Annotated in this window: 6 protein-coding genes; 3 read left to right on the forward strand and 3 right to left on the reverse strand. The window is 53.3% G+C overall.

Annotated features, from left to right (window positions below):
- Positions 1-8: 8 nt before the first annotated feature.
- Both ansA and sppA read right to left on the reverse strand, forming a co-directional pair.
- Complete coding sequence (ansA, locus tag EQY_RS0103015; protein ID WP_001170164.1) at positions 9-1,025, reverse strand: asparaginase; 1,017 nt, start codon at positions 1,023-1,025, stop codon at positions 9-11.
- A 166-nt stretch (positions 1,026-1,191) separates the two neighbouring features.
- On the reverse strand, positions 1,192-3,048 hold the full coding sequence (gene sppA / locus EQY_RS0103020; RefSeq protein WP_001259799.1) for a signal peptide peptidase SppA: 1,857 nt from the start codon (positions 3,046-3,048) through the stop codon (positions 1,192-1,194).
- A 161-nt stretch (positions 3,049-3,209) separates the two neighbouring features.
- Here sppA and EQY_RS0103030 point away from each other — a divergent pair, with 161 nt between their 5' ends.
- The 3 genes from EQY_RS0103030 (at position 3,210) to topB (ending at position 6,881) form a co-directional block, all read left to right on the forward strand.
- Positions 3,210-3,761: an NAD(P)H nitroreductase gene (locus tag EQY_RS0103030; protein ID WP_000339273.1), complete on the forward strand. Its 552-nt coding sequence runs from the start codon at positions 3,210-3,212 to the stop codon at positions 3,759-3,761.
- 116 nt (positions 3,762-3,877) lie between these two features.
- Positions 3,878-4,921: a selenide, water dikinase SelD gene (gene selD, locus EQY_RS0103040; RefSeq protein WP_010345861.1), complete on the forward strand. Its 1,044-nt coding sequence runs from the start codon at positions 3,878-3,880 to the stop codon at positions 4,919-4,921.
- A gap of 4 nt (positions 4,922-4,925) precedes the next feature.
- Complete coding sequence (gene topB, locus EQY_RS0103045) at positions 4,926-6,881, forward strand: DNA topoisomerase III (protein WP_001235782.1); 1,956 nt, start codon at positions 4,926-4,928, stop codon at positions 6,879-6,881.
- A 72-nt stretch (positions 6,882-6,953) separates the two neighbouring features.
- Here the strand turns inward: topB and EQY_RS0103050 are convergent.
- The coding region (locus tag EQY_RS0103050; RefSeq protein ID WP_000297611.1) for a glutamate dehydrogenase at positions 6,954-7,740 on the reverse strand (787 nt) is incomplete at its 5' end.

Genomic DNA, 7,740 nt, shown 5'->3' on the forward strand with positions numbered 1-7,740 from the left:
CAGTCTCCTTAATCATCCGGCGTCAGTTCGCCGCGCAGGTTTTGGCTCATGGCCTTGCGAATGGTTTCGGTATCCAGTCCCTGGCTAAGCAGGTAGTGCAGTTTGGTTAATGTGGCTTCTACAGTCATATCCGCGCCGCCAATAACGCCGGCATGGGCGAGGGCATTACCGGTAGCATAACCGCCCATGTTCACTTTACCGGACATACATTGTGTCAGGTTGACCACCACAATACCGCGATCGCTGGCCTCTTGTAATTCTTGCAGGAAGGCTTTGTTTTGGGGCGCATTGCCCACGCCATATGAGCGCAAAATCAACGCTTTCACCGGTTGACGGAGGAAATTGCGCACAACGTCAGCAGAAATCCCCGGATAAATTGTTACCACGCCGATCGGTTGTGGCGTGATTGGATGAACGATCAGTTCACCTTCGCCGTGCGGTGCGGGTGGCGTATTTAAACGACGGATGTGAATACCCGCTTCCAGCAATGGAGGAAGATTTGGTGACGCGAAGGCATCAAAACCATCGGCATGGGCTTTGGTGGTGCGGTTACCGCGATACAGACGGTTATTAAAAAAGAGTGTTACTTCGTTGATCGGGTAATTCGCCGCAACGTATAACGCATTCAACAGATTGATTTGTCCGTCAGAGCGTAACTCGGCTAATGGAATTTGTGACCCTGTCACAATGACCGGTTTGCCGAGGTTTTCCAGCATGAACGACAGCGCAGAAGCGGTATAGGCCATCGTATCGGTGCCGTGCAGAATGACAAAACCATCATAGTCGTCATAGTGCGCTTTAATATCTTCAGCAATATGCTGCCAGTCTTCCGGCGTCATATCAGAAGAATCCATCAGCGGCGTATATTCATGAATAGTGAAATCTGGCATCTCCGGGCGATGGAACTCCGGCATCAGCGCCAGCTGGCGTTGTAGATGACCTGACACCGGAATATAACCCTGCTCGGAACGCTGCATCCCGATGGTCCCGCCCGTGTAGGCAACGTAAATTGATTTCTTTTGCATGATATTGATATGAATGATATCGAAAGAGCAAAAGTATATACGTGAGGCAGGGGGAGCGCACCTGATACTATGCGGATAAGGAAATATGGGGCGAAACAGCGGGAAGGGGGATTCGTAGACGTAAAAAATAAGTGGCCGACGATCTGTCGACCACTCAGTACAAGACTTAACGCACGTTGGCGCAGGTCAGGCAAAACGCATAACGGTTTTGCGGATCGTTAAAGGCAGCCAGCTTGTCGCTTTCGCTTTTCACGGTAGAGGCTACCGAGGCCAGCGGGGCAGGTAACATGGCCTGAAGCGCATCTGGCAACATCGCCCGGACAGAACCTGACATGTTGTCCATCACTTTGTCGAAGAAGGTCGGTTCATCGACGTAATATTCCAGATGCCACTGCTTCAGTTTTGCCAGTTCTGCCGCTTTTGCGACCGCATCATCGAAATCACCGAGGCTATCGACCAGGCCGTTAGCTTTTGCATCCTGACCGGTCCAGACGTGGCCCTGGGCGATTTTATCAATCTGCTCCGGCGTCGAATGACGCGCATCAGCAACCAGCGTGATAAAGCGTTTATAGCCATTCTCAATGCTTAGCTGCATCATCTGCTGCGCTTCCGGCGGCAGTGCTTTAGTGATGGAAACATCCGCCAGCGGTGAAGTTGAGACGCCATCGGTATGAACACCAATCGAATCCAGACTGTTTTCTACGGTGGTGATCACGCCGAAAATACCAATAGAGCCGGTCAGGGTACTGGGGTTAGCCACAATGTAATTAGCCGGAGTGGAGATCCAGTAGCCACCGGATGCCGCCATGCCGCCCATTGACACAACCACAGGTTTGCCCGCTGCTCTGGCTGCTGCCAGTTCAGAGCGGATCACCTCAGAAGCCGTAACGCTGCCACCAGGGCTATTAACGCGCAGAACAATCGCTTTCACTTTTGGATCAAGACGAGCATCGCGGATTTGTGCCGCAGTGGTATCACCGCCTACATTCCCCTGAGTTTCCTCGCCATCCATAATTGCACCATTGGCAAACACTACACCAATGCCGTCACCGCTATCTGCCGGCGTTTTCAATGCGTAATCGTAATAGCTAATGGCGCGATAATTTTTATCAGCCTTACTCCAGCCAAACTCTTTGGTCAGGGCTTTTTCGATTTCGGCACTTGACGCCAGCGCATCCACCAGTTTGTTATCCAGCGCATATTTCGCGGTATCGCCGCCAGTTTTGGTTAAACCATCAAGCAAACCTTGCGCCCCAGGGAATACCTGCTGGGCAGGGATCTGGCGGTTAGCGGCAACGGTATTCAGATAGTTTTGCCACAGCTCACCAATCCAGCGGCTGTCAGCTTCGCGGGCTGCCGGTGACATATCATCACGAATAAACGGTTCAACGGCAGATTTATACGTACCTACGCGAAACACATGAGTGGAAACTTTTAACTTATCCAACAACGATTTGTAGTACAGACCGTTGGTGGCAAGGCCATGCAGATCGACCACACCCTGCGGGGAAAGCCAGATTTTATTGGCGAAACTGGCAAGATAATACTGCCCCTGACTGTAGTTCTCGCCAATGGCATAAACCGGTTTACCGCTGTCACGAAACTCTTTCAGAGCTTTGCCGATGTACTGCATGGAAGGCTGATCGCCGCCCGCGAAGTTTTTCAGATCCATCACGATACCGGTGATATTGCGGTCGTCCTTCGCCTGGCGAATGGTGTTTACAATGTCAAACAGCGAGTTTTCCTGCAGACGATCGGAACTGGCACCAAGCAACTGACGACTTAACTTACTAAACCGCTGCGAACTGTCGGGCTTATCGACGATCACACCAGAAATATCAAGCAGCAGTGCGCCACGGCTGGCGGTTTCTTTCGAATCACCACCGCTGACTTGCATCCAGATCCCCACGCCAACCAGCACGAGAAAAATAAAGAACAGGTTAAGTACCATTTCACGGACGAAATTCAGCAGACGCCACGTCCATTTAAAAAATCCGGCAATAAATCGCCAAAGGGTTCGCATGTATTCTCCCAGACTAAAAGTTACACCTGTTACAGGTGCAAGTGATGTGGTTATCGTAATGACCCAACCGGCACTTGTCAGCAGGAATCATGGACTGTGCTGTAACAAAATCCACTCTCGTGTTAATTTTGTGAATAAACATCATGACAGGAGTTAATCAAATGGATGCACTCGAACTATTGATCAACCGCCGTAGCGCCTCCCGTCTGGCTGAGCCAGCGCCAACGGGTGAGCAACTGCAAAATATCCTGCGCGCGGGTATGCGTGCGCCAGACCATAAATCCATGCAACCGTGGCATTTCTTTGTGATTGAAGGGGAAGGGCGTGAGCGTTTCAGTGCCGTTCTGGAGCAGGGGGCGATTGCTGCCGGTAACGATGAAAAAGCAATCGACAAAGCGCGTAATGCGCCGTTCCGGGCGCCGCTCATCATAACGGTGGTGGCGAAATGCGAAGAAAATCATAAAGTCCCGCGCTGGGAGCAGGAAATGTCGGCGGGTTGCGCGGTTATGGCAATGCAAATGGCGGCGGTTGCCCAGGGCTTTGGCGGCATCTGGCGCAGTGGCGCATTAACTGAAAGCCCGGTGGTGCGTGACGCATTCGGCTGTCGCGAGCAGGATAAAATTGTCGGATTTCTCTATCTCGGTACGCCACAACTGAAAGCGTCAACGTCGATAAACATTCCGGACCCGACACCGTTTGTGACTTATTTTTGATAAAAACGGCAAAACTGTGTGGATTGTGAGCAAAGGCGCAGTAATTCAGACACTCTCACTTATCACTTCACGGAATGAGGGTTACCATACCCGGATTGCATTGACAGGAGATGTCCATGAGCGAGAACTCGATTCGTTTGACCCAATACAGCCACGGAGCCGGTTGCGGCTGTAAAATTTCCCCAAAAGTGCTGGAAACCATCCTGCACAGCGAACAGGCGAAGTTTGTTGATCCGAATTTGCTTGTGGGTAACGAAACCCGCGACGATGCGGCGGTATACGATCTGGGCAATGGCACCAGCGTTATCAGCACCACCGACTTCTTTATGCCGATCGTTGATAACCCTTTCGATTTTGGCCGCATTGCCGCGACTAACGCCATCAGCGATATCTTCGCGATGGGCGGAAAACCGATTATGGCAATTGCGATCCTCGGCTGGCCGATTAACAAACTGTCCCCGGAAATTGCCCGCGAAGTCACCGAAGGTGGTCGCTACGCATGTCGTCAGGCGGGTATTGCGCTGGCTGGCGGTCACTCCATCGACGCGCCGGAACCGATTTTCGGTCTGGCGGTCACGGGGATCGTTCCAACTGAGCGGGTGAAGAAAAACAGTACCGCACAAGCCGGATGTAAACTGTTCCTGACGAAACCGTTGGGGATTGGCGTTCTTACCACTGCGGAGAAAAAATCACTGCTGAAACCGGAACATCAGGGGCTGGCGACGGAAGTGATGTGCCGGATGAACATCGCAGGCGCGTCCTTTGCCAACATCGAAGGCGTAAAAGCGATGACTGACGTGACTGGTTTTGGTCTGCTGGGGCATTTGAGCGAAATGTGTCAGGGCGCAGGCGTACAGGCACGTGTCGACTATGACGCGATCCCGAAACTGCCTGGCGTGGAAGAGTACATTAAGCTGGGTGCAGTACCTGGCGGCACCGAACGCAACTTTGCCAGCTATGGTCATCTGATGGGTGAAATGCCGCGTGAAGTGCGCGATCTGCTGTGCGATCCGCAAACCTCCGGCGGTCTGCTGCTGGCGGTGATGCCAGAGGCTGAAAACGAAGTAAAAGCTACCGCTGCCGAATTTGGTATCGAACTGACGGCGATTGGCGAACTGGTGCCTGCGCGCGCTGGTCGTGCCATGGTTGAGATCCGTTAATTCAATGCGGTTATTTATTGCCGAAAAACCGAGTCTGGCGCGCGCTATTGCTGATGTCCTGCCCAAACCGCACCGTAAAGGCGATGGCTTTATCGAGTGCGGTAACGGTCAGGTGGTGACCTGGTGTATTGGTCACCTGCTTGAGCAGGCGCAGCCAGACGCCTACGACAGTCGCTATGCGCGCTGGAACCTGGCCGATCTCCCCATTGTCCCGGAAAAGTGGCAATTACAGCCACGACCCTCCGTGACCAAACAACTTAACGTCATCAAACGCTTTCTGCATGAAGCCAGCGAAATTATTCATGCCGGAGACCCGGATCGCGAAGGGCAATTGCTGGTGGATGAAGTGCTGGACTACCTGCAACTGGCGCCGGAAAAGCGTCAGCAGGTGCAGCGTTGCTTGATCAACGACCTGAACCCGCAGGCGGTTGAACGGGCGATCGATCGTCTTCGTTCCAATAGCGAGTTTGTACCGCTATGCGTTTCTGCGCTGGCGCGAGCGCGTGCCGACTGGCTGTACGGCATCAATATGACCCGCGCGTACACCATTCTCGGTCGCAATGCGGGTTATCAGGGCGTCCTTTCCGTTGGACGCGTGCAGACGCCAGTGCTCGGGCTGGTGGTGCGCCGCGACGAAGAAATTGAAAACTTCGTGGCGAAAGATTTCTTTGAGGTCAAAGCGCATATCGTGACGCCTGCCGATGAGCGATTTACCGCTATCTGGCAACCGAGCGAAGCGTGTGAGCCGTACCAGGATGAAGAAGGGCGCTTGCTGCATCGTCCACTGGCGGAGCATGTGGTTAACCGCATCAGCGGTCAACCGGCGATTGTCACCAGTTATAACGATAAACGGGAATCAGAATCCGCGCCGTTGCCGTTTTCACTTTCGGCGTTGCAGATTGAAGCAGCAAAACGCTTTGGTCTGAGTGCGCAGAACGTACTTGATATCTGCCAGAAGCTGTACGAAACGCACAAACTGATCACTTATCCGCGTTCCGATTGTCGTTATTTGCCGGAAGAACATTTTGCCGGACGTCAGGCGGTAATGAATGCCATCAGCGTTCATGCGCCGGGCTTGTTACCGCAGCCGGTGGTTGATCCAGATTTACGTAATCGCTGCTGGGATGACAAAAAGGTCGATGCGCACCACGCCATCATCCCGACCGCGCGGAGTTCTGCCATCAACCTGACGGAGAACGAAGCGAAGGTCTATAACCTGATTGCCCGTCAGTATTTGATGCAGTTCTGTCCGGATGCGGTGTTCCGCAAATGTGTTATCGAACTGGACATTGCCAAAGGCAAATTTGTCGCTAAAGCCCGTTTTCTTGCTGAAGCAGGCTGGCGCACGCTGTTAGGCAGCAAAGAGCGTGATGAAGAAAACGATGGTACACCGCTGCCGGTGGTAGCGAAAGGCGATGAGTTATTGTGTGAAAAAGGTGAAGTGGTAGAGCGGCAAACTCAGCCACCACGTCATTTCACCGATGCAACGCTGCTTTCAGCGATGACCGGGATCGCGCGCTTTGTGCAGGACAAAGATCTGAAAAAAATCCTTCGTGCGACCGATGGACTAGGGACGGAAGCAACTCGTGCCGGGATTATTGAACTGCTGTTCAAGCGTGGTTTCCTGACCAAAAAAGGGCGCTATATCCACTCCACCGACGCCGGAAAAGCGTTATTCCATTCGCTGCCAGAGATGGCGACGCGACCGGACATGACCGCGCACTGGGAATCGGTGCTGACGCAAATCAGCGAAAAGCAGTGTCGCTACCAGGACTTTATGCAGCCGCTGGTGGGGACGCTTTACCAATTGATTGATCAGGCAAAACGTACGCCGGTGCGGCAGTTTCGCGGCATAGTGGCACCGGGTAGTGGAGAAGAGAAGAAAAAGGCTTCACCACGCAAGCGAGCGGTGAAAAAAAGCCCGCCATCAGAAGACGCGGGCAGTGACGCGATAACATAAAGGTCTGATGCAGTAGATTTTTGTAGGCCGGATGCGGCGTCCACGCCGCATCCGGCGCAAACGCCTGATGACTTAAATTACGCCCTGCGCCAGCATCGCATCGGCAACCTTCACAAAGCCTGCAATATTCGCGCCCTGCACGTAGTTGGTTTGCTCACCTTCACCACCGTGTTCAACACAGGCATGGTGGATATCCAGCATAATATGGTGCAAACGCGCATCAACTTTCTCGGCTTTCCAGCCCAGACGCGCAGCGTTTTGCGCCATTTCCAGCCCCGATGTCGCAACGCCGCCAGCGTTGGCCGCTTTACCCGGTGCAAACAGTACGCCTGCCTGCTGGAACAGTTCAGTCGCTTCGATGGTGGTTGGCATATTTGCCCCTTCCGCCACCGCTTTAACACCATTGGCAATAAGCTGGTGCGCGGCGTCTACATCCAGTTCGTTCTGGGTCGCGCAAGGCAGGGCGATATCAACCGGAACAGACCACGGCTGTTGGCCTTCGAGATAGACCAGACCAAATTCTTTGGCGTAATCTGCAACGCGACCATCGCGGCTGGATTTGATTTCGATAAGACGCGCCAGTTTCTCTTTCGTGAATCCGCTTTCATCAACCACGGTGCCGCTGGAGTCTGATGCTGTAACCACGCGAGCGCCAAATTCCATCGCTTTTTCGATAGCGTACTGGGCGACGTTGCCGGAGCCAGAAACGGAAACACGCATTCCTTCAAAACCCATACCGTGGCGTTTCAGCATCGCTTCAGTGAAATAAACCAGACCGTAACCGGTCGCTTCCGGGCGAATCAGACTGCCGCCAAAAGATAGCCCCTTGCCGGTGAAGACGCAGGCGGGGTTTTTTGGG

Origin of the sequence: Escherichia sp. TW14182, assembly GCF_000208525.1 — a bacterium.
Taxonomy (GTDB): Bacteria; Pseudomonadota; Gammaproteobacteria; order Enterobacterales; family Enterobacteriaceae; genus Escherichia; species Escherichia ruysiae.

Coding starts and splice junctions, on each gene's coding strand:
- selD (WP_010345861.1), top strand. CDS start 3,878: ATGAGCGAGAACTCGATTCGTTTGACCCAATACAGCCACGGAGCCGGT.
- sppA (WP_001259799.1), bottom strand. CDS start 3,048: ATGCGAACCCTTTGGCGATTTATTGCCGGATTTTTTAAATGGACGTGG.
- ansA (WP_001170164.1), bottom strand. CDS start 1,025: ATGCAAAAGAAATCAATTTACGTTGCCTACACGGGCGGGACCATCGGG.
- EQY_RS0103030 (WP_000339273.1), top strand. CDS start 3,210: ATGGATGCACTCGAACTATTGATCAACCGCCGTAGCGCCTCCCGTCTG.
- topB (WP_001235782.1), top strand. CDS start 4,926: ATGCGGTTATTTATTGCCGAAAAACCGAGTCTGGCGCGCGCTATTGCT.